General features: G+C 42.6%; 14 protein-coding genes and 8 tRNA genes. 11 read left to right on the plus strand and 11 right to left on the minus strand.

The window, feature by feature from the left end:
• Positions 1 to 65 precede the first annotated feature (65 nt).
• Complete coding sequence (locus J8M00_RS06295) at positions 66 to 1,886, minus strand: cytochrome c peroxidase (protein ID WP_211009482.1); 1,821 nt, start codon at positions 1,884 to 1,886, stop codon at positions 66 to 68.
• Positions 1,887 to 2,236: 350 nt separating this feature from the next.
• On the opposite strand from J8M00_RS06295, the gene J8M00_RS06300 reads away from it, so the two are divergent.
• From J8M00_RS06300 to J8M00_RS06335, 8 genes are all read left to right on the plus strand, one after another.
• Complete coding sequence (locus J8M00_RS06300) at positions 2,237 to 2,581, plus strand: hypothetical protein (protein WP_211009483.1); 345 nt, start codon at positions 2,237 to 2,239, stop codon at positions 2,579 to 2,581.
• A gap of 334 nt (positions 2,582 to 2,915) precedes the next feature.
• The gene (locus J8M00_RS06305; RefSeq protein WP_211009484.1) at positions 2,916 to 4,184 is read left to right on the plus strand and encodes an efflux RND transporter periplasmic adaptor subunit; all 1,269 of its coding nucleotides are present in this window, start codon (positions 2,916 to 2,918) and stop codon (positions 4,182 to 4,184) included.
• Positions 4,185 to 4,200: 16 nt separating this feature from the next.
• Complete coding sequence (locus J8M00_RS06310) at positions 4,201 to 4,896, plus strand: ABC transporter ATP-binding protein (RefSeq protein ID WP_211009485.1); 696 nt, start codon at positions 4,201 to 4,203, stop codon at positions 4,894 to 4,896.
• An 8-nt stretch (positions 4,897 to 4,904) separates the two neighbouring features.
• On the plus strand, positions 4,905 to 6,272 hold the full coding sequence (locus J8M00_RS06315; protein WP_211009486.1) for an ABC transporter permease: 1,368 nt from the start codon (positions 4,905 to 4,907) through the stop codon (positions 6,270 to 6,272).
• Positions 6,273 to 6,276: 4 nt separating this feature from the next.
• Positions 6,277 to 7,500 (plus strand): ABC transporter permease, encoded by a 1,224-nt coding sequence (locus J8M00_RS06320; protein WP_211009487.1) that lies wholly within the window; start codon positions 6,277 to 6,279, stop codon positions 7,498 to 7,500.
• 45 nt (positions 7,501 to 7,545) lie between these two features.
• On the plus strand, positions 7,546 to 8,880 hold the full coding sequence (locus J8M00_RS06325) for a sigma-54-dependent transcriptional regulator (RefSeq protein ID WP_211009488.1): 1,335 nt from the start codon (positions 7,546 to 7,548) through the stop codon (positions 8,878 to 8,880).
• Positions 8,880 to 10,202: a sensor histidine kinase gene (locus J8M00_RS06330; protein ID WP_211009489.1), complete on the plus strand. Its 1,323-nt coding sequence runs from the start codon at positions 8,880 to 8,882 to the stop codon at positions 10,200 to 10,202. Before J8M00_RS06325 ends, J8M00_RS06330 begins: the two co-directional genes overlap by 1 nt.
• Positions 10,203 to 10,261: 59 nt before the next feature.
• Positions 10,262 to 11,335 (plus strand): hypothetical protein, encoded by a 1,074-nt coding sequence (locus J8M00_RS06335; protein WP_211009490.1) that lies wholly within the window; start codon positions 10,262 to 10,264, stop codon positions 11,333 to 11,335.
• A 73-nt stretch (positions 11,336 to 11,408) separates the two neighbouring features.
• Here J8M00_RS06335 and J8M00_RS06340 read toward each other — a convergent pair whose 3' ends face one another.
• Positions 11,409 to 13,283 (minus strand): S8 family peptidase, encoded by a 1,875-nt coding sequence (locus J8M00_RS06340; RefSeq protein WP_211009491.1) that lies wholly within the window; start codon positions 13,281 to 13,283, stop codon positions 11,409 to 11,411.
• Between the two features lie 731 nt (positions 13,284 to 14,014).
• Between J8M00_RS06340 and J8M00_RS06345 the strand changes: the two genes are divergently transcribed.
• The 3 genes from J8M00_RS06345 to J8M00_RS06355 all read left to right on the plus strand — a co-directional run bounded on the left by J8M00_RS06345 (position 14,015) and on the right by J8M00_RS06355 (position 19,058).
• Positions 14,015 to 17,572, plus strand: a complete 3,558-nt coding sequence (locus tag J8M00_RS06345) for an ATP-binding protein (RefSeq protein ID WP_211009492.1) — start codon at positions 14,015 to 14,017, stop codon at positions 17,570 to 17,572.
• A gap of 161 nt (positions 17,573 to 17,733) precedes the next feature.
• On the plus strand, positions 17,734 to 18,495 hold the full coding sequence (locus tag J8M00_RS06350) for a hypothetical protein (protein WP_211009493.1): 762 nt from the start codon (positions 17,734 to 17,736) through the stop codon (positions 18,493 to 18,495).
• Positions 18,492 to 19,058: a hypothetical protein gene (locus tag J8M00_RS06355; RefSeq protein ID WP_211009494.1), complete on the plus strand. Its 567-nt coding sequence runs from the start codon at positions 18,492 to 18,494 to the stop codon at positions 19,056 to 19,058. Before J8M00_RS06350 ends, J8M00_RS06355 begins: the two co-directional genes overlap by 4 nt.
• Before the next feature lie 255 nt (positions 19,059 to 19,313).
• Here the strand turns inward: J8M00_RS06355 and J8M00_RS06360 are convergent.
• From J8M00_RS06360 to pgsA, 9 genes are all read right to left on the minus strand, one after another.
• A tRNA-Leu gene (locus J8M00_RS06360) sits at positions 19,314 to 19,400 on the minus strand.
• A 38-nt stretch (positions 19,401 to 19,438) separates the two neighbouring features.
• Positions 19,439 to 19,512: transfer RNA gene (locus J8M00_RS06365), tRNA-Cys, on the minus strand.
• A 16-nt stretch (positions 19,513 to 19,528) separates the two neighbouring features.
• Positions 19,529 to 19,604 (minus strand) — tRNA-Gly (locus J8M00_RS06370).
• Positions 19,605 to 19,623: 19 nt separating this feature from the next.
• Positions 19,624 to 19,710, minus strand: a tRNA-Leu gene (locus tag J8M00_RS06375).
• Between the two features lie 34 nt (positions 19,711 to 19,744).
• A tRNA-Gly gene (locus J8M00_RS06380) sits at positions 19,745 to 19,820 on the minus strand.
• Between the two features lie 4 nt (positions 19,821 to 19,824).
• Positions 19,825 to 19,911 (minus strand) — tRNA-Leu (locus J8M00_RS06385).
• 37 nt (positions 19,912 to 19,948) lie between these two features.
• Positions 19,949 to 20,022, minus strand: a tRNA-Cys gene (locus tag J8M00_RS06390).
• Positions 20,023 to 20,036: 14 nt separating this feature from the next.
• Positions 20,037 to 20,112: transfer RNA gene (locus J8M00_RS06395), tRNA-Gly, on the minus strand.
• A 173-nt stretch (positions 20,113 to 20,285) separates the two neighbouring features.
• On the minus strand, positions 20,286 to 20,831 hold the full coding sequence (gene pgsA, locus J8M00_RS06400; RefSeq protein WP_023398755.1) for a CDP-diacylglycerol--glycerol-3-phosphate 3-phosphatidyltransferase: 546 nt from the start codon (positions 20,829 to 20,831) through the stop codon (positions 20,286 to 20,288).
• Position 20,832 lies beyond the last annotated feature (1 nt).

Consider the following 20,832-nt stretch of genomic DNA (forward strand, 5'->3'; position numbering starts at 1 on the left):
TAGAAAATTCAATGATATATAGAAAAGTAGAGAGCAGACACTTTGCATGCCTGCTAATATACCTTTTACAGCGCCTCCCCTTCCTTGTTGATGGCATCAAACTGATGACCATCTGGCCCACCATCTCTTGGTGGGATCAAAGCATTGATCTCATTGCTGCCAGCAATGGCCTCAGGATCAGTCAAAGCACGTAAAAACGCGGCCAGATAACCTACTTGTTGAGGGGTGAAACCGCGAATAATAGCCTCATCGCTCCGATCGGATGCGGCTCGATTTTGTGCATTTAACGCCAACACATATTCGCCAGCGTCACCAACAACTTGGGCACATTGCTCAGCATTTAAGTGTTGAAATTGCGCCAACCCACATGTCTCGTTTTCACCATAAAAGCGCTCTAAAGAGCCTGTCACGTCAGAATAGTGCTCAATAACCCGCTCTAAAGTTGCAAATACTCCTTTATCTCCATACGGTGCTGTGATCCCCACGTTGAGTAAACTTGGCATTCTAAACTGGTTTTTAAAGTTGCCATCTGCAACACCATGAGCACCAATTTGTGGGTATAGTGGACCTCGCGTCCGTTCAGGCGTGAACATTACACCATCATGACAATTTGCACACCCAGCCCCGGTGTAAAAAAACATCGCGCCGCGCTTTTCTGCCTCGTTTAGCTTTTGACGTTCACCGTCAATATAGTCAAAAAATGGGTTATCTATAAACATAAATGACGCCTGATAAGCAGACATAGCGCGAGCAATACGTAAAAAGCTTACTTGTTCGTCACCAAATGCAGCATGAAAATAAGGCTTCCACTCCTCCGATAGACGCTGTGCAATAAACTCACGGTAAGCTTGAGGTGACTCAAACCCCGAAGGATCACCCATTTCTGCAGGAGCCGTGATGGGAAAGTGTGCCTGCGCCATCAAAAGGCGTAATGGATCTGTATTTTCCACCTCTTCATTCATCAGACGTGTAACTGCCAGTTCCGGCGTTTGTATGTCAGCGGTTGACACCGTGCCAACATCACTGTCGCGATTCGCTTCTCGCAATCTCACTCGTTGATCCCAAAACATGCTATCTACCCACAGTGCCGTGTTGCATATTTGAGGTGAGCTGCGTCCGACAGAAGGTATCACCTGACCGTCCGTCCTGCCGAGCCCCATGATATCTGGATCATTGGCATTTACGCCCACAGACAAAGATAAGCCATCACTGCCACAGCTTTCTGCGGGATGATGACAGGATGCGCACGAAGTATCGAAGTTTTGACTTAAAGCTTTACTAAAAAAGAGCCTTTTTCCCAATTCAATCAGTTCTTGGTCTTCTTGGCGACGGTAACGCGCTGCATAAGCTTGCATATCCGCGAGCCCTTCTCGCAATGTATAGTGCTCGATTAGCTTATCCATACAAGTATCAAGCTCTTGTTCAGGGATCGCATCAATATCATTAGTACCACAGTGGTCTACCAACCTCGCGATACCCACTCTGATCACAGACCCATTACGCAACCCTTCGTTGTCATCATTTTTCAAGGTCCTCACACTGTCTATGTTTGAAGGAAGGCTGATTTTTCTCCCTAGGCCTTTGGCAACAGCGACCACATGATAGGCATGCTCCACGTTAGGGCTCGCTGAGGTATCGATAAAAAAGGTCATCTTGGTGCGGCCTACTCGCTTGCCATCACGAAAAACGCGATATCCAGTGATGCCCTCCACATCTTTTGGGGCCTGCCAGTTCAATCCCACTTCTGTGGCTGAATGAACCTTGGCGATCAGTTGCTCTGGCGCAGATACTTCTATTGGGGTATTCGCTTGCACTGTAAATACCCCCATAAAAATGGGAATGAGCGCAAGTTGATATATCGAGCGACGGTAGTTTTTTCCAAACATTGCAGTTCCTCCATAACGACTACCAAATTCTTGTTGGGGTTATGTCGATGACCTCACTTGAGATTAAGATGTCATTCTTTTTCATCCCTAAAATGAAAACAAATTCATCAAAATCATAGCATTAGCGCTAAATCAGGCCACCAAGTCAGAATATGCGCATGAAATAAGGAAAGAATATGAACAAAACCAAATTATTTAGTTTTTTTGTATTAGATTTGAAGTAGAAATTAATATTAAAATCTTAACCAGCTCTACAAAGATCACATGCGCGTGTTAACGTGACTAGTAATCACCGTGCTTAATATGAAATAATTACCCTACTTGGAAACTTAACCTTCATAGATTGTTAAATGGAATTACACTATCAAATTGAATCTGCTTTCTTAGTGATGTCTTTACTGTTTGTGCTCACACTCGTCCCCGCTAAAGCTACAGTGCGCTTTATTGGCGCAGACTATGGCAGCATCATGCGCTGCGCGCTCGCCGTTTTTATTGCCACCATTACTACACTTTATGCACTTAGCACATTACATGGCCCACTCGGTCTGTCCCTATCTTTTGTATGGCTGGTATTTCTTTTTAATCGCATTTTGGGATTATCAAAAACATGGAGCAGTATTTTCACTATCTGGTTAGTATTGATCCAACTTGCCGTACTCCATACCTTGAGCCAATATGGGATAAATTGGCAATAATCAAACGCCATAGCTTCGACCTCTATATTGATATATAAAGACATAACCATCATTTTTACCTCCATGACGACTTTTACTCTGTAAGTATCAATCACAAAACAGAGCGACGCTTCACGAGTACGTCGCCGTTAACTCTGTGCCTTTCATTCGAACCAGTAAATAATTGTCCGGCGTCCGCTTTAATTTTACTGTCCGCGTACTGTCCGGTGTCCGTCCGATGACCAATGAACACTCGCCACAAAATAAATAAAACACAATAAAAACAACAAGATAAATATTGGCACAGTGATTGATATGTAAAAGCAAACGACATAGATTCAAGGAGCCGGACGCCATGATCCGCAATACATCACAACAGGATAAAGTAATAACAAAAAAGCCCACTGCGAAAAAGTGGCTGTTGGCAGGGCTTGGAGGCATTGGGCTTCTCAGCGCTGTCGCACTGTCAATTGAAGACTTTTCACAACTGTTATCCGCAGAGCAAGTGGTATCAAGTCAACAGCTAAAAACAGCACAAGTGGTCAGGGGCGATATGATCCAAGATATACGAGTAGAAGGACGTACCCTTGCGGCTGTTAGCCCGTCACTCTACGCCATTGCGTCAGGCACCGTGACACTGCATGTCAAAGCCGGTGACTCCATCACTGCAGGACAAGCGTTAGCGAGCTTGGATAGTCCGGAGCTTCGCAACCAATTGCTGCAAGAAGAAGCCACATTAAGGCGTATAGAAATGGAAGTAAAACGCAAGCAAATTGCCATCAAACAACAGCAGCTCGACAATACACAAAAGATGGAGTTGGCAAAAGTAGAACTTGAAGCTGCACAGAGTGAAATGGCCCGTGCAAACGCGAGCATTGAAAAGCAAATTATTTCCAAACTAGAGTTAGAGCAAACCATGGTTGAACTCAAACGTGCAGAGCTCAATGAACGCCATGCTATCGAGAGCTTGAAACTATCACAAGAACAACTCAACTTTGAGCTGCAAAGCACCCAATTGGATTTAGATAGACAACGCCATCTTGTCACTGATTTGCAACGCCAAGTGGATGCTTTAACACTCACCTCACCGCTCGATGGCATCGTTGGCAATTTAAATGTTCAGCAAAAACAACACGTACAACGAGATAGTGAGCTGATGTCACTGGTTGATTTGAGTGAATTAGAAGTGGAAGCATATATTCCCGAAAATCTCGCAGATGAATTGGGCATTGGGTTGAAGGCCAAAGTGCAAATTAACAACCAGTACTATCTTGCAACACTGATGGCCATTTCACCTGAGGTCGAAAATGGTCGCGTGTCAGGTCGTATTCGCTTCGATCAACAACCTGAAAGTTTGCGCCAAAATCAACGTGTCAACGCCCAAATTATCATTTCCCATAAGCAGAATGTTCTAAAGGTGGAACGCGGTGCATTTGTCGAAACTGGCTCCGCAACTACCACCTACAAAATTGCAGACGGCAGCGCAATTAGGACACGTATCACATTGGGTGCAAAAAGTATCAGAGAAGTAGAAGTAAAAAGCGGCTTGCAGGCTGGTGATACAATAGTAATATCTAGTCTTTCCCCATTTGGGCAAGCTCAACAAGTCATTCTAAGCGAATAAAAATAAAGGAAAAACCATGCTACAAATGAATAATATCAGCAAAATCTATCGTACTGACTTAGTCGAGACACACGCTCTAAGTGGAGTAAATCTCAGTGTTGAAGAAGGTGAATTCATCGCAGTGACTGGCCCATCAGGATCAGGCAAAACCACCTTTTTAAACATTACCGGCTTATTAGAAACGTTCGAAGAAGGACAGTACCTGTTAGACGGGGAAGACGTCAGCCAACTTACGGACAAGCATTTGTCAAAGCTCAGAAATGAAAAGATAGGATTTATTTTTCAAGGCTTCAACCTCATTGCTGACTTAAATTTATACGACAATATTGAGGTGCCACTCATTTTTCGCGGGATAAACAGACAAGAACGTAAAAAACGTATTGAAGAGAGTCTAGAGTTGGTTGGCTTAGGTAGCCGCGCAAGTCACTTCCCTGCACAGCTTAGTGGTGGACAACAACAACGGGTTGCCATTGCCAGAGCTCTGGCGGGCAAACCTAGGTTTCTATTGGCGGATGAACCTACTGGTAACCTAGATACCATGATGGCTCGCCAAGTTATGGAACTCCTACAAGAAATAAATCGACAAGGCACCACATTGATTATGGTGACCCATGATAATGAATTGGCACAAAGAGCGCATCGTAATATTCAGATCTTAGACGGTCAGGTCAGCGACATAGCCAAAAGCCAATTGACTGATTTAGCGGTATAGGTGATCCCATGAAAGATGCATTTCACCTTGCATGGCAAGGATTTAGACAAAAATCAAAACTCACTGCTCTGATGATAGTGAACTTGGTGATCGGCATAACCCTGCTACTCACTATGGGAACCATCATTGATCAAAGTGGCCGCTCAGCGATGTCTCATAAGCTAGATGTACTTCAGCACCTCAGCCTCAACTTCATGGATGCCGAGTTTGATAGACGCCACCCACTAAGAACGCCACCTTTGACCTATCGCGATGCACAAGCCTTGTCCGATGCATATGAGGCAAAAGAGATTTCACTACAAAGTTTAAGCTTTAACTACACCACGTCGTTTGTTATCGACCTCGACGACAGTAGTGCAAGACCACTAGATGCAACAGGCTCAGCAGTCAATCACCGCTTTTTTGAGATGATGAACACGCCCTTTTTGTTTGGCAATGCTTGGAATAGCAATATGGATGACGCCAATGTCATTGTGCTTGATAAAAAAGCCAATGATCATTTATTTGCAGGGACAAACTCTGTTGGTAAGTTTGTGATGATCAATAACCAGCAACTAGAAGTTGTCGGCGTCGTTGATTTATCTCAGCATACTCACCGCTTTCAGAATATTAGTTTTAGCAATCGAAATAATGACATGGCATTTGTGCCTATGGATTACGCTTTAGCAAATAACTTACCGAGAGTCGGTTATATGCCATGTATGACTAAAGATGAAGCTCTACGTCCTGAGCTGCGCCAAACCAATGTCACAGGCTTGAAAAGTGCCGAGTGTGGCTTCTTGCATGCATGGGCGCAGGTTTCACCAGACAACACACAGGCACAAGTCGACGAGCTGACACTTTGGATGAGGAACTACACTCAGCAACAATCAACTCTAGGCCGATTTACCCATAGTGAACCTTATTATATTCAATCGTTAAAACTGCTCCATGACACCATTTATCGCTTTATGGATTGGGAGCGAGTGTATTTAAATTTCGCTTACTTGCTGTTTGCTATCACCTTGGTGAACACGGTCGGTATTTTACTGGCAAAAAATCAACACAGAGCCAAACTGGTCTCTCTTTACCGAGCACTCGGTGCGAACCGGCTATACATTGTAAAACTACAAATGATTGAATTACTTCTCGGCGCCACCATTGCCATCATATTAGGCTTGATTGGTGCACAAATCGGCCTTTATGTCATGTATCTTCTGGCTATGTACCAAATGGATTACGTCGGTGTGGCAGAACAAGTACAACGACTTTACAGCATGGATATGTGGTTCGCATTTAAAGCAGCAATGGCCATCTATTTTACCATTTTAATCGCGGGCTTATTTCCAATTATCGCAGCCAGCCGCATTGCTCCCGCATCTCAATTAAGAGGATAAGTTCATGGCGATTAAACATATTTTAAAACTCATTTTAAAGCACAAAAGTATTTCGCTGTTGATCACGCTACAAATTGCTATAGCGGTCACCATTGTCGGCAATACCAGCTTTATCAGTTATCGTACGTTGCAAAACTGGCTTGTTCCTTCGCATATTGCCGAAGAACAAATTATTAATGTTTACACGCGTGCATTTGACAAAAACCTTGATAAAGGCGCGCTCATCGAACGGGATTTGCAACGCCTAAAAGCCTTACCAGGTGTTGAATCTGCTAGCTATGCGGGCAATGAATTGGTATTAGCAACGGTAAACGGTCGTAACTTTGCACACAATACACTTGATACAGACAATCAGGGAGAGTATGTTGCGCTTTTTGCCCAAACACAGGGCGGCGTCGAAACCTTGGGGGTCCACATAAGTCAGGGACGCCATTTTTATGATACCGAGTATATCTTTGGCGCTGCTGCTCAAAATCAACGCGCCAGTGTTGTGATGATAAGCAATGCGTTAGCAAAGAAGCTTTTCCCGCAACAAAGTGCCCTTGGTCAGACAGTCTATTTGCATAGTGATCGCGCCCCCTACCAAGTCATTGCCATATATGACGATATGATGTTGGGTGAAACCGCTGTCTACACTAACAACTGGTATCACTCGGCAATTTTACCCGAAGCGCATTACGGTCGAAACAGCCAAATTAACTATTTGGTAAAGGTGGCACCAAACACAGACAAAACCGTACTCGAAACCATTGAAGACTTACTATTTGAAGAAGATGGCCGAATAGTACAACAAGTTGAGTTTGCGGCCCGCGCAAAGAAACGTTTGTGGGATGGTCGAAGTACCTTTGCATTTATTATGATGGGGATCAGTGGCATTGCAATTTTGGTTACTGGAGTCGGGATCATTGCATTAGTCTCCTTCTCAATATCTGTACGTAAAAAGGAAATTGGTGTGCTACGTGCTTTGGGTGCAAGCCAATCTAGAGTAATGCAAACACTGCTCATCGAAAACTCAATTTTAGCCATTGTGGGCATCATATTGGGACTATTTGCTGCGCTGTGGCTAAACCAATATTTTGTCACTAATCTCAGGATCCAAGGGCTCATTGTGCCATGGTTAGCAGGCTTAGTAGCCTTATGTGTATGGTTACTAAGCGCCACAGCAGTCTATATCCCTGCTAGAAAAGCAGCTAGAATAGCCCCCGCACAGGTTACAAAAACCAGTTAAATAACAAGCCGGTACATTTGTACCGGCATTATAAATGATAAAAATATGCAAAATAAAATACTTGTGATCGATGACAATCAAGATGTAATAAAAGCACTCAAGCTATTGTTCTTACTCAATGACATTGACTGCGATGGCGCGACAACACCTGAACAAGGGCTCGAATTATTGAACAGCCAAGCCTATGATTTAGTCATTCAAGATATGAATTTCAGCCAAGACACCACCTCAGGTGCGGAAGGCAAAGCACTCTATCAAGAGATCCGAGCACTCAACCCAGACCTACCCATTATTTTATTGACCGCATGGGCTGACCTAGAAACTGCAGTAGAACTTATCAAAGATGGGGCCGCAGACTACCTAGAAAAGCCATGGCGAGAAGAAAAGCTACTGGCATCTGTCAATCAATTACTTGAAATGTATCGGCTTGAAAAAGCACAATTTCAGCAGCAAAAGCAATCAAGAACACGTACTAATAAGCTAAACGAGCAGTTTAACTTAGCAGGCCTCGTCTATGCGGACACAGCAATGCTCAGTTTACTCGAAGTCGCAACACAAGTGGCCCACTCAGATGCCCCCGTCCTCATTACGGGACCTAATGGTGCCGGAAAAGAAAAAATAGCCGAAGTGATTGTCGCCAACAGCGCCTATAGCGACAATGCTTTTGTTAAAGTCAATGCTGGTGCGCTGCCAGCCGACCTAATTGAGGCTGAACTATTTGGCGTAGTCAGTGGTGCATACACAGGCGCAACAAAGAGTCGTATCGGCCGATTTGAAGCAGCCGATGGCGGCACTATTTTTTTGGATGAAATAGGGAATTTACCACTTTCAGGACAACAAAAGTTACTGCGCGTGCTACAGACCGGTGAATATGAACCTGTTGGCAGTAGCCAAACAAAAAAAGTCAATGTCAGGGTACTCAGCGCAACCAATGCTGATTTAACTGCCGCTATTGCGAGCGGCGTATTTAGAGAAGATCTGTATTACCGCCTGAATATGATTGAATTAAAACTCCCTGCACTGGTAGACAGGCCCGATGACATTATCCCGCTAGCAGAACACTTTCTGCAAGGCCATAAGCGGTTCAGCTCTAGCGCCACCAATGCATTGAAACGCCATAATTGGCCAGGTAATGTCAGAGAGCTGCAAAATGTCGTTGGTCGTGCACAATTGCTGGCTCAGAGCGAACTAATTGAAGCTTCTGATTTAGGACTAAAACCCAATCAAACGAATTCTTCAGCAAATACGGGGCTATCAGCACAGGACATTCAAAATGCCTTACAATCACACGATGGTAACGTCACACACGCGGCAAAAAGTTTAGGCTTAAGTCGCCAAGCAATGTATCGCCGTATGGACAAATTCGGGATAGCACGCTAATGAAGTATAAGATGGGCTCTTTAGCTGGAAAAATGTCATGTTTTGCAACGATATTCATCCTGCTTGCCACAGGCATTCAAGGCACGTTATATGTTATTGAAGCGCCTTTTTTAGTCGGTTTACTTATATCACTGCTTATCACATTGCCGTTGGTATTTTTTAGCTGCGAATATATTTTTCAGCAGCATAAGAGAACCATAGATACACTCACGAACGGCTTAAAAAGCATTCATGATAATGACTTCTCAATCCGTATTTCCGAACATCAAGAGTCCGATTTAAGTACTGCAGTGAGTATGTACAATAAGCTCACTACTCACCTAAAAAAGCAACGACAAACACTTAATCAGCGAGAAATACTGCTAGATAGTATAGTGCAAGCGTCTCCGATGGGGATCGTATTACTCGACCCCTTCAAACACATAGTGTATTTTAACAACGAATCTACCCAGCTTTTAAAGTCCTCTAAATTAGAGGGTATGACCTTGCACCAATGCTGTGAAAATCTGCACCCCTACTTACAAAAGTCGATTACTCAAGCACAGTCTGGCATGATCAGCTTCGAACAGGACGACACCAAACAAAGTTACTATTTGAGCTTTAAAACCGTTACATTTAATCATCAACCACACCAGTTAATGATTTTAAAAAATGTCTCCCTAGAGCTCAGCCAAGAAGAGCTCAGTATGTGGAAAAATGCTATTCGCTTGATAAGCCACGAGCTAAATAACTCGCTAGCCCCCATCAGCTCACTGACGTCATCCGCAAAAACAATGTTAGTGCAAAATAAACACCTCGAATTACTACCAGATATTTTGCAAACCATAGACCAAAGAACCATGAACCTAAGTGAATTTATTGCGCAATATGCACGCTTTGCTCGCTTACCCAAACCTAACTTAAATTATCACCCACTAAAGCCCCTATTTGATCAGGTCAGGACTTTATACTCTTTTGAGTTGCTCGCACCGCTACCTACTGAGCAGGCCTATTTCGATGCGGCGCAAATAGAACAGGTGTTGATCAATATTTTAAAAAACGCCCATCAGTCAGGTAGTGACATTACACAGGTAGCAGTTAAAGTGGTCAAAGACTACGACCGATTGCGAATTGCAATTGTCGACCGAGGTACAGGTATTGTAAATGGCAACCTCCATCAAGCCTTGTTGCCTTTTTACTCAACAAAACAAGATGGTTCAGGTATTGGACTCAGTTTGTGCAATGACATCATTCATGCCCACCACGGTCAAATAAAGTTGAAAAACCGTGCTCAAGGAGGCCTGATGGTTGAATTTGATATCCCATTGCGAGAGACTACGTAATACAAAAGGATTTACGCTACTAACACGATTTTATGTAGCTTTCTCACTAAGGTTTCAACATGTTATCACATACTAAATTTTGGGTTGGTCTAAGCGTTATGACCTTGATGGGATGCCAAGCTACGCAAACAAGCAACAACCCTGTCGTGAAAAAAACCGCCCCTTGTTGGCTGCAAAACCCAGTTGTTGAAGATCAAATTGGCTTTATTGGCACGGCAGCCCCCTATAGTGCAACCAAAAATGGCTCTATTGTCGCCAGCAGACAGCGAGCTGCTGCACTGCTCGCTAACTTCCATGGCTTACCAAACCTAGACAAACAGATTAAATCGCTTTCAATAGAACAAAAGCATCTTGTTTTAGAAAGTGGTAAGAAAATCTACTTTTCAGATCCTTTTATCACTTCAGACACCTTATACACTTATGTCAGTACACATCCGATTAAAGCGCGGCAAGCCTGTGAAGCAGTAACGTGTAACTTCACCTTGTGCGAACCTAAATGGTTATGCAATGGCGACAACAGTATTATTGGAGCTAGTTATTACACTGCATTCTCTCATCAACAACTGCCAATGACCGCAGTCAACGCACAAGCATTGGCTGGATATCTAACGCAAGCACGTGTGAATATTCAAGAGCGTTATGCCGAATCATATTCAGCGGACCAACACCGCACACATTTTTCACGTCAAGGGGAAGTCAATGGTAGTGACTATCAACTTCCGCTTATTATGACCAATAGTTGTCAATACGGCTCAACCTTATTTGCAAATTACCGCATGCGTGAATATCAGCAGGAGAAAGTAACTCGTCAATCATGGCGAGAAGTTCACCAATACCAAGGTAGAAGCGTTGTTATGGGTAATTTCGGAGAAGATGGAACCATAGCGCCAGATAATCTGATAAGTAGCGCGATAAAGTTCGCCATCCGTGATGCATTAGTTGAACTTGCTAAAAACAAAGGGATCACGGTTTCAGCAACCAGTACCCTGCTTAATCAAGGTGGGCGGTTTTATCTCAGCGATACACACTTTGATGTTAAGCAAGTTGTTAGTGGGCAACTACTAGATTTGCAAGTTCAATATAAAAATGGTTTTCCAGTTGTTTATGTTTGGCTACTTGAGGGTCACGCCTAACATATCACCACATCGAACCGAGATAACTTGACTAATACAATAAGGGTCACCAGACCCTTATTGTATTGTGCATTTAACCACCACACATCAAACTTAAGCCTTTACAACTGTAGGCTGAGTTTTCATCTTCCAACCCGGAAAAGTCTAATATACTGTATCCACCATCATCTGGTGTTGATTGGCTTTGATTATTGGTATCGCACTCTCCTTGCTCATGCCACATATTAGGCGCTAGGATAGGGCTGGCTCCTTTATTCCAATAGTGAGCACTATATATTTTGCCTTGGTAAGTCACCTGCTCTCCACCTTCATAGGATTTGTTGTGATACCACTGCATAGGGCATGCAGGTGTTTTCCCAGACTGCAAATAGGCAAGTGCTTCTGCAAAATTTGGTAACCCATGACCATAGACACTATCTTTGCCTGCGGCACCTAAGTCGTGGCTTGTTGATCTTAATGCATTAATAATTTGCGCTCGATCCCAATTGGGATTTTGCGACCATAACCTTGCGATCCCACCAGAAATAATGGCCGTTGCTTGCGATGTGCCAGCTCCGACAACATAGTCGCTATGATAACTTCTGATCGCCACAGACATATTCGCGCTATCGGTGACCACTGGCCACTGATGTACCAGCAATGTCGGGAACTCAGTGTAGTAGTCAATGCCTCTTAAGCGTCCATTTGGATGTTGAGGATAGTTAATCAGCAATACTTTACCCCCTTCAGCAACACAGCTCGATTGTGCGCTGCTTAAATTCTGACGCGTTTGGTAAGATAAAGTACGCTCGGTCATTTGTTGTTGCACATCTTCGGCTGTTAACGTATAGACGCATTGCTGTGGAAGCGAAGTTTGCATCGAATAGCTACTCAGACCCACGTCGATTTGCGTATACTTTAACGCATCTGAGATGCCTCCGCTGTGTTGAATAACCACATCTTGCACCGCATAATGGCTGCGATTTGCCGTTGAAAGTATCTTGCTGCCAGGTGCAACAAAGTCAATATTTGGATTGGTTGGCGAAAAAGCGGCGATATTGCCATCCGTTTCCAAAGCGCCAATCGACAACACATTGTGATATGAAGCCGGGTAATGCAATGCATCATTGTACTGACCTTGCAATTTCTTCTCTCTTGAGCCGTGATTCCCTGCTGCTGCTACAAAAATAAGGCCTCGGTCGTAAGCAAGTCGATCAATAACGGACATGGTCATCGGTGAGAACTGCTCACCGCTTAACGACATATTGATGACCTTAGCACCTGAATTTGCACACACTTCAATGGCTTCGATTAGATTCCCACCCCAAATAGCAGAGTTTCTTCCATTGGCGGTTTTTATTAATTTATGGACTTGTAAGCTAGCTCCCCCTTCGCTCAGTGCGCCCTTTACGCCGATACCATTATTTTGTGCAGCAATGATCCCTGCCATGTGTGTACCATGACTCAGTGCATCTTGATCCCAAAAGCCAGCATACACACTATGATAGCCATGAATATTGGCAGGTAAGTCTGGGTGGCTGCTATCTACACCTGAATCAATAACACACACAGAAATGTCATTGGATGCCGAAGGTAATTTACTGATAGATGTCGCTCGTAACCAATATGGCTCAAGCTCACTGTATGCCAGCACATCGAGACTATTTGAGGTTGCTTTATAATAATCTAGAGAATTACTGCTCAGAGATAAGCCGTAGTCAGCTTCAATTGATACTCCGTCTATATGGATTATCTCACTCACCTGTTGATGTGATAGTACCCCTTGAGCAATGATTTTTTCACCACTTTGGCCAATTACCTTTAAAGAACCAAGAACGTTTTGAGAAAGCTGCCCATGTTTGTATTGCACCAAATATGCGCTGTCATTATTTGATGCGTGCGTGCCCGCACAGAGCCCCAAACTAACTAACACACTCGCAAAAACTGCACTTCTATTGAAAAGCCCCATACTAACTCCTAGCTAAGTGATATTTATATTTTTTATATTATTTTCCCTAACCCATTGTTAATACTGAATTTAAATTCTACATTTCCACGATGCGAACACGTCCTTTAATGCAACATAACTTCTCACACGTACATATATCCAATTACTTAACGTTAAGCTAAGCCATTACCTATTTTACATAGGTGCTTCTTTTTACTTACTTTTAAGATAATTGTTAAATTCGAGATATACCTATTCAAGATCTTTCACAAAAATGGATAAATTACGCGTAAAAATTAATCTGCACTACTTCTCTTATACCAGTTTTTTACCCAATCCCAAAGCCAGATCTTGAACAGAAAACAGGCTCCTTTGTAGTTTAAACGCCTATTTGATTAAAAAATAACAAAACAAACCACAAAAAACTCATAAAATTTAAAAAAAAGTAGATTTATTAAAAAATTCATAGTAAGCAAACTTAATTTATACATAGGATATTAACGTTTTCGAAAAAGTTGTGTAAAGCAAATCAAAAAGTTTCGTAAATATGAATAATATTCATTAGACTTGTACCCCTAGCAGGTGTAAGGATTTTTTTATCGCAATTGTTATTTTTTACTGTGATTTAACGTTTTAATAGGGACAGCGGCGTAGACCATGACATTGTGAGCGTGCTTGACACGATAGGTAAGCAATAACTGAAAATATTGATGATCGTGCGATCAACGATTTACTATAAAGAGCTAATAATAATGCACATTCTTCTATCTGATAAACGCTATACATACAGCCCTAAATTCAGATTTATAAAACCAAAAGATCGCCAAAAAGTAAAAGTCAAATTTGCCAATGATTTGATACTCGCCTTAGGCTACAAGTTTAAAGAACAGCGAAATTATTTTGCTATGGCTGCTGAAGCCGCTTTTATGTCCCTCAACCCGCTTGATAGGCAGCAAAGCCAGTTTTTCATTGAGCTCGATTTGGTCACCAGCAATCAGGAAACGGTTAATTTACAAGAGGACAGTACTAGCGTTGGCTTAGGGTATGCGCTCAGTTGCGCACTGGCTTATCGTACACATTTAGGAAAAAATACTCAGCTTACCTCCACGTGCTTCGCAACAGGGGAAGTATCTCCCAGTGGTAATGTGCACAATATAGGCCATATAAACAATAAAATTGAAGGTGCGCTATATGCAATGACGCACCGCCACAGTGGTCCATTTGTTATTTTCTATCCTGCACCTAATCATGACGAAATAGACCGCAGTCTTCTCCATGAAGTTGAGCTACTTGGTGGCCAATTATGTCCAGTTGAGCACATTAATGAAGCGCTTCAAGTACTGCTGGGCGATGAATACGACGGTACACAACAATCCGGGTCATTGACGTTTAAAGGTTTGCGTAGCTTCGAGCCTCATGATACATACTATTTTTTTGGACGCGACAAACTGACTTCTGATTTATTGACGCTCCTAAACGAAAGGCCTAGTTTAGTCAAAGTACACGGTGTTTCTGGCAGCGGTAAATCAAGTTTGATTAAAGCGGGTTTGCTCCCAGCCATTGCGAAACAAACAAATAATGTAAAATGGCAAATTGGCTTGCCAAAAGACTTTGAATGTAGCGCGGCGCTATTGACACATTTTATCAAATCAGGTGATGCTGGTTTTGAAGCTGTTTTACAAACTATGTCTATTAGCGTCGAACAGTTTGTTGAAGAGCTGCTGCAATTAAGCACAACCTATCTAGATGAACTTTCGCTACACCTCACCGCACATAAAACAACTTATATTTGGTACATTGATCAATTCGAAGAAATTTTTGAAATTGAACCAAATAACCGCCTGTTACAAAGCTTATCATTATTAGGAGAACACACGCCCATATCTGTGATCACAAGTATTCGCAGTGAGTACTTACACAATACAGATATGATTGGCAGAGACTTTTACGTACCACATAGTTTAACTGCTGAAGATTGGTTAAAAATCATCAACAATCAAGCAATTGCGCTGGGAATTGAATTAGAAGAAGGGCTTGCCCAAACTATTCAAACTGAGGCTCTCAAACTTTCTCATGCGTTACCTGCGGTCGAGTATCTATTAGCACAGATGCATGCACTGGCCATCGACAGCGATCAACCCAAAGTCCTAACCTTCTCTCAATATAACCAACTTAACAAGCTAACTGGGGTTATCTATCGACAAGCAGAATTTATATTGGGGCAGTTTGAACCTCTCACAGAGCAGTTTTTCGAACTTTTTATTGGAGTCAATATCAATGGCACATGCTATTCAAAGCATGTGGACTTTCTCGCGCTAGAAAAAGAAAATCCGCAATTGTTAGAATTGGTAAACGCCCTCATTGAAAAACAGCTTGTCATCCGCCATCAAGTTCACAAATTACCACCCTATGTAAAGTTAACTCACGACTGTTTAATTACCATTGCGGAAGAGCTCTCCTTAGATCAACAAATTTGGCCACGTTTTTTCATCTGGTTAAGTGCCAGAAAGGAATACCTACAGTGGTTTCACGGTGTGGAAGCAAAATACAAACAGTGGAAAAACTATGCCGCGCAACCTGATGAGCAAAACAACTTCACGCTGGGTAAACATGAGCTACAGGATGGTACCAAGTACCTAAGCCAACCTGGTACCATCAGCCTACAAGCGGTTAAAAACTATATTATTGCCTCACAGAGCTTTTACCAATCAGTGCTTGAAACACAAAATAAAGCACAAAAAAGGCGATTACTTACCACCAGTATTTTATTTGTCTGTGCCCTCAGTACCGCTTCGTTTGCCTATTATCAAAAACAGCTTGTTGTTACCGAGCAGGCAAAAACAGCTCAAGCACTGAATCACTTGAAAGACAACGTACTACTAAATATAGATGCAATAGAACCCATACTGGCGCAGTATTTACCGACATTTCAACGTAAGTACCTAAACAATCACATATCAAAGCTGGTATCGAGCGTTGATGATATCCCGTTAGATGATATTGATAAACTCAGGTTATTACTGATAAAAGTGAAAATTCTACGCCAAGATGACTCTACGCATATCGGCGAACTTACCGAGACATTAACAAGGTTAGAGAGCAAAATAGCGCAAATTGGCAATGACAATCCGAAAGTACTGCAAATCGCAATGTCATTCAATTATGAATTTGGTGTCCTATTAATCAAACAAGGTAGGAATGACGAAGCCAAACAGTATTTAGACCGAGCACTACAACAGACTGAATTGCTTCCAGCAGATCCATCATTGGCGCTGGCAAAAGCGAAGATAATTTCACAGCTAGCTTTCATGGCATTGTGGGACGGCGATCTAAACCTAGCTGCTGAAAAATATAATGAAACATTGCAATTACTCGATACGCAAGTACCAACACAAAGCCTTGAACAAGCTTTTAACGTACTCAGAGTCAATACTTTCAGGAATCTCGCAAAGACCGAGCCTTCAGAGCAACAGGCCAGCGACTGGCTACTGCGCGCTAAGACAGCCCTTGAAAAGCAACTTAAGAATGATCCAAACCATCTTGTGTCACAGTATAACCTGCTGAGAATTTATATAAATCTTGCTGAAAATAGCAGCAACATAGTAGATGCCGACAAGTACTATAATCACGCTGATGAATTAGTAAAACTCTACTCTATTAAAGACCCAGATAATGTCCATGTACAAGTAGCTCAGCTTTTATTAGCAAGTCGTTTAGGCAGTAGAAAGCTAGCACAAGGATATCTAGTTGAAGCACAAGCGCACTTCCTCGAAGGCTTAGATATAACCAGAAAGCTACGTGTATTGAATGAAAATAACATTGACTGGCAAGGACATAGCATCGAACTATACATGGCTTATGCAAACTATTTTTCACAAACGAATCAAACACAGCAAAGTACTCAGTATTACGAAAAAGCTCTTAAAGCCGCTCAGAAGCTCTATAGCCAAAACGAAGATAACCTAGACTTTGTCAGCTTATTACAAGGCGCACACTCAAAAGTAGCCATACACCTTTACAATCTCGGCGACAAAAAGTCAGCACAAACTCATTTAGAAAAAGCGAGAGCATTTGCGCTTCGTTTAACACAAGTTCATCCAGACAATGAAAACTACCAAGTTAGCTACAGGAAAAAGCTATTTAACCTAGGCTACATTGCTTCTGAGGTAGGTGAAATTGAAAATGCGTGTGACTACTTTACAAAAGGTAATGAACTGTCAGACAAATTCTTGTCATCACACACTAGCATTCAGTGGCAAAAAGCAAAAAATAAGTTTGAACATTATATAGAATTATTAAAGTGTAACTAAAATGGCAACAATCCTTGATAACATCAATTAGGAAAATATACACAATATGCTGAAACTTATGGAAAAGTTGTTATGCCGCAATCAGCAATCAGGCTATTCCTAATAGAGTAATAGAAAATGAATGATGAAAGGGATACAACAACAATTAAAAGGGGGTATGGATGTGGTTTGACAACAAACAAGCCGTACAAGAAGCGTATAAATTTATTAAGTTTTTACTTCGGAAAAAGGCGATAACTGATCACAGAATCGACACCGAAGCACTTATTCAAGAGACATTGTTAAAAGTGATTAAAGCAACAAAACAAGAAGTCAGTAATGACATTGAGCCGGACAAAGAAACCCAAACGCTCAATGCACAAACTGACTTTAACCATGTCTTAAAAGCTTATACATATAAAGCCTTTGAAAGCGTCTATCTCGATATGGGTAGCAATGTAACCTACCGACGGAAGTCGGCATCAGAGCAAGCTAAATCACCTGATGAGGGGCGCTCAGTGCAAATCGTCCACCTTTATGAAAGTAATAATGGCTCTGATGGCGCAAATAATATTTACGAGTTAATGCCAAGCGATCAACCCTCTCCTGATCAGGTTGCAAAAATGGATAGAAATGCGCGGCTTTTTATCAATTTACTACTAGAAACCATAGCTCAAGAAGAAGACAAACAGAAGCAAGCCCTTTTTTACGACTTTTTTACACTGTCGTTTCGGCAGAATGCGCTTACGCAAAAACAGCTTGGTGAACGTCATGGCTTTAAAGGCAATGCCGCAATCACCTACATATCAAGGTTTGTAAATAAATTATCTAAACGTGTTGAAGAGTCAGGTTTGAGCCTAGAGATAGGCAACAACCCGCAAACAGACTTCGACATATACTTTCTCACTCACAGCAATAAATTAAACGAGACAATATCAGTATGAATAAGGTTAAGATCACAGACAAGGTATTAGAGTCGCTTGAAGATCACCTCATTGCAAAATCAATCACGGAGTTTGAACATGAAGAAGACCGTGCACTTTCTCCGCAGGAAATCGCAATAGTTGAACGAATCTATAACCAACATAAATCAAAAGAACTCGAGCCGAAGCCATTGAACTTTGAAGTGCAATTATTGGCAGCAAGCCCTGAGCTCAGCGCATCAGATAAGCCATGGTGGGACTTTGACACCATTATTAATGATACGTTTCAGCTCGCGGTGTTTAGCTCGTATGGGCAAGACCTGAGTGAAGACGTAGACTTTGAACTCAACCCGTTAAAAGGCAAAGAGCGTGAATTCAATGACTACTTTGATACCTTTAGAGGCACTAAACAGGGGATCCGCATTTACTGGGCTAAAAATAGTCGGCAAGTCGTTATGGAAGGAGAGCTGGTACACTCTTTTGAAGGTGACTGTGTAAGTGGTCACGGGAAGATCATATCGAGCGAATATTTCGGCTCTGGTCACTTCAAGCTAATGTTAGAATTTTTCTCATTGCCTAATTAAAAAGGGATTGTTAGGTAGATACGACAAAAATACTGACTTAAATATTGTTTAATTATTATTTCTACTGGCTGTGAATTACCAAATCAGCGGGCTAACCCCCGTTGATTCTTCACATTTTGATTCCCCTCGCCTGCTACCAAATTCTTGACTGAAAATACCATCAGCTAGCAACAGCACCACCCACGTGTATACACGCATATACCGCTAAATAGAATCAATTTGATGAGTAAAATAAAAAGTGGGAATAAAATAAAATGGTGCCCGGGGCCGGACTTGAACCGGCACGCTGTTACCAGCGAGGGATTTTAAATCCCTTGTGTCTACCAATTCCACCACCCGGGCATCGGATGTCTACGTATGCAGATAGTGTGGAAGTAAAATGGAGGCGGAACCCGGAGTCGAACCGAGGTAGACGGATTTGCAATCCGCTGCATGGCCACTCTGCCATTCCGCCAAACTCTAAAGAGAGTTGGAGCGAGTAACGAGGTTCGAACTCGTGACCTCGACCTTGGCAAGGTCGCGCTCTACCAGCTGAGCTATACTCGCATTTTCACTTGAAAACAAGTGGTGCCCGGGGCCGGACTTGAACCGGCACGCTGTTACCAGCGAGGGATTTTAAATCCCTTGTGTCTACCAATTCCACCACCCGGGCATCGGGTTTTGCAAAACCAACCTTAAAGTAAAGTTGGAGCGAGTAACGAGGTTCGAACTCGTGACCTCGACCTTGGCAAGGTCGCGCTCTACCAGCTGAGCTATACTCGCACAATGGTGCCCGGGGCCGGACTTGAACCGGCACGCTGTTACCAGCGAGGGATTTTAAATCCCTTGTGTCTACCAATTCCACCACCCGGGCATCGGGTTGCTTTCGCATGTGGATTTTGTTGAGAAAATGGAGGCGGAACCCGGAGTCGAACCGAGGTAGACGGATTTGCAATCCGCTGCATGGCCACTCTGCCATTCCGCCGATGTATCAAAAGTTGGAGCGAGTAACGAGGTTCGAACTCGTGACCTCGACCTTGGCAAGGTCGCGCTCTACCAGCTGAGCTATACTCGCAACATGTATTCAAAGCAAATTAAGTGCTTTAGCTACATTTCGTTTTGATGACTGTTGTCTCTCAACACGGACGCATTCTACAGAACTTCTTGATTGCGTCAATATAAAAAATGAATGTTTTTAACTGTTTGCTTATTTTTTATCTAAACCGTACTCTAATTGCTCAATATCAATTAAGATTTGAGCAATTCACCTTTTGCAGCAAGCAAATATTGCAGCATAGACACTATCGTTAATACCGTCGCAGTCGCCAGTAATACATAGCTCAATACCAACATCCAAGTTGAAAACTGCCAAATTAGTCCAATGATCGCCAACATCTGTGCAGCCGTTTTAAATTTTCCCAAAGAAGATACGGCAACACTTGCGCGCTTTCCTAACCCAGCCATCCACTCTCGCAGAGCTGATATAACAATTTCACGGCTAATAATCACCACAGCAGCAAAAGTGATCCAAACATTTTGATAGTGTGCAGCAATGAGCACCAGTGCGACACTTACCATGACTTTATCGGCAACAGGATCGAGAAAAGCACCAAACGGAGTTGATTGGTTTAACTTGCGAGCTAGATACCCATCTAATATATCTGTTACCGATGCCAGCCAGAAAATAAATGCAGCGGCAAAAAAAGCCCATGAATACGGCAGATAGAACACCACAGCAAAGACGGGGATGAGAAACAACCTAAATGTTGTTAACGTGTTTGGAATATTCCACATA

The organism is Pseudoalteromonas luteoviolacea, assembly GCF_018100925.1.
GTDB classification, from domain to species: domain Bacteria; phylum Pseudomonadota; class Gammaproteobacteria; order Enterobacterales; family Alteromonadaceae; genus Pseudoalteromonas; species Pseudoalteromonas obscura.

Coding starts and splice junctions, on each gene's coding strand:
- J8M00_RS06295 (WP_211009482.1), bottom strand. CDS start 1,886: ATGTTTGGAAAAAACTACCGTCGCTCGATATATCAACTTGCGCTCATT.
- J8M00_RS06300 (WP_211009483.1), top strand. CDS start 2,237: ATGGAATTACACTATCAAATTGAATCTGCTTTCTTAGTGATGTCTTTA.
- J8M00_RS06305 (WP_211009484.1), top strand. CDS start 2,916: ATGATCCGCAATACATCACAACAGGATAAAGTAATAACAAAAAAGCCC.
- J8M00_RS06310 (WP_211009485.1), top strand. CDS start 4,201: ATGCTACAAATGAATAATATCAGCAAAATCTATCGTACTGACTTAGTC.
- J8M00_RS06315 (WP_211009486.1), top strand. CDS start 4,905: ATGAAAGATGCATTTCACCTTGCATGGCAAGGATTTAGACAAAAATCA.
- J8M00_RS06320 (WP_211009487.1), top strand. CDS start 6,277: ATGGCGATTAAACATATTTTAAAACTCATTTTAAAGCACAAAAGTATT.
- J8M00_RS06325 (WP_211009488.1), top strand. CDS start 7,546: ATGCAAAATAAAATACTTGTGATCGATGACAATCAAGATGTAATAAAA.
- J8M00_RS06330 (WP_211009489.1), top strand. CDS start 8,880: ATGAAGTATAAGATGGGCTCTTTAGCTGGAAAAATGTCATGTTTTGCA.
- J8M00_RS06335 (WP_211009490.1), top strand. CDS start 10,262: ATGTTATCACATACTAAATTTTGGGTTGGTCTAAGCGTTATGACCTTG.
- J8M00_RS06340 (WP_211009491.1), bottom strand. CDS start 13,283: ATGGGGCTTTTCAATAGAAGTGCAGTTTTTGCGAGTGTGTTAGTTAGT.
- J8M00_RS06345 (WP_211009492.1), top strand. CDS start 14,015: ATGCACATTCTTCTATCTGATAAACGCTATACATACAGCCCTAAATTC.
- J8M00_RS06350 (WP_211009493.1), top strand. CDS start 17,734: ATGTGGTTTGACAACAAACAAGCCGTACAAGAAGCGTATAAATTTATT.
- J8M00_RS06355 (WP_211009494.1), top strand. CDS start 18,492: ATGAATAAGGTTAAGATCACAGACAAGGTATTAGAGTCGCTTGAAGAT.
- pgsA (WP_023398755.1), bottom strand. CDS start 20,831: ATGTGGAATATTCCAAACACGTTAACAACATTTAGGTTGTTTCTCATC.